This is a genomic window from Azonexus sp., assembly GCF_036170495.1.
Lineage (GTDB): Bacteria > Pseudomonadota > Gammaproteobacteria > Burkholderiales > Rhodocyclaceae > Azonexus.
On the sequence record NZ_JAVHPH010000120.1, the window covers coordinates 1 to 1,080 of the forward strand.

3 protein-coding genes are annotated in these 1,080 nt (G+C 61.9%); all 3 read left to right on the forward strand.

Translation table 11 applies throughout. From position 1 onward, the window contains the following. Window positions 1-55 precede the first annotated feature (55 nt). Complete coding sequence (locus tag ADADOO_RS03815) at window positions 56-358, forward strand: YciI family protein (protein WP_511275159.1); 303 nt, start codon at window positions 56-58, stop codon at window positions 356-358. Further along, window positions 355-621, forward strand: a complete 267-nt coding sequence (locus tag ADADOO_RS03820; RefSeq protein ID WP_511275161.1) for a BolA family protein — start codon at window positions 355-357, stop codon at window positions 619-621. The genes ADADOO_RS03815 and ADADOO_RS03820 overlap by 4 nt, the downstream gene beginning before the upstream one ends. Window positions 622-655: 34 nt before the next feature. Then, window positions 656-1,080 (forward strand): SurA N-terminal domain-containing protein (locus ADADOO_RS03825; protein ID WP_511275163.1); only part of this gene is annotated, 425 nt, incomplete at its 3' end.

Below are 1,080 nucleotides of genomic sequence, written 5' to 3' on the forward strand. Positions count from 1 at the left end.
TCTTCGTGCTCGGCCAGGGCATGCTGCTCTCAAAATACGTTGAGGAAGATAAATAATGCTCTACGCCATCATCGCCGAAGACCTGGCCGGCACACTCGACCAGCGTCTGGCCGCCCGCCCCGCCCACGTCCAGCGCCTGCAGGCCCTGCAAGCCGAAGGCCGCCTGATCCTGGCCGGTCCCTGCCCGGCCATCGACTCGCCTGACCCCGGCCCGGCCGGTTTCTCGGGCAGCCTCATCGTCGCCGAATTCGCCTCGTTGGAGACCGCCCGCGCCTGGGCTGATGCCGACCCCTACATCGCCGCCGGCGTCTACGCAAAGATCGTCATCAAGCCTTTCAAGAAGGTCTTGCCGGCGTGAGTGCCGAAACCATGGCACTACTGCGCCAGCGGCTGGCCGTGCTGCAACCGGAATCGATCGCCATCGAGGACGACTCCCATCGCCATGCCGGCCATGCCGGGGCGCGCGACGGCGGCCACTACCAGTTACAAATTGTTGCACAGGCATTCGCCGGCAAAAGTACCATCGCCCGTCATCGCATGATTTATGATGCGGCAGGTGATTTGATGCGCGGCAGGATTCATGCGCTTAGCATTCGCGCCGAAACCCCCGGCAACGTATAATTTTTCGATATTCACTCCACCCAAGGATAGATCCATGCTCAAGCTCTCCCGTCTGGCCGCCCTGCTGATCGCTGGCGCCATCGTTTCTGCCCCGGCTTTTGCTGCCGAGAAGGGCAAAGCCTTTGCCACCGTCAACGGCCAGCCGATTTCCCAGGGCGTCTACGACGCTTTCGTTGCCGAACAGAAGGCCCAGGGCGCCCCGGATTCGCCGGAGCTGAAGAACGCTGTCAAGGAAGAGCTCGTCCGCCGCGAAATCCTCGCTCAGGAAGCCAAGAAAAAGGGCCTCGACAAGAGCGCCAATATTCAGGGCCAGATCGAACTCGCCAAGCAGGCCGTCCTCATTCGCGCCTATCTCACCGACTACGTCAAGGCTCACCCGATCAGCGAAGCCCAGCTCAAGGCCGAGTACGAACTGATCAAGACCAACCTCGGCGCCACCGAATACAAGGCCCGCCATGT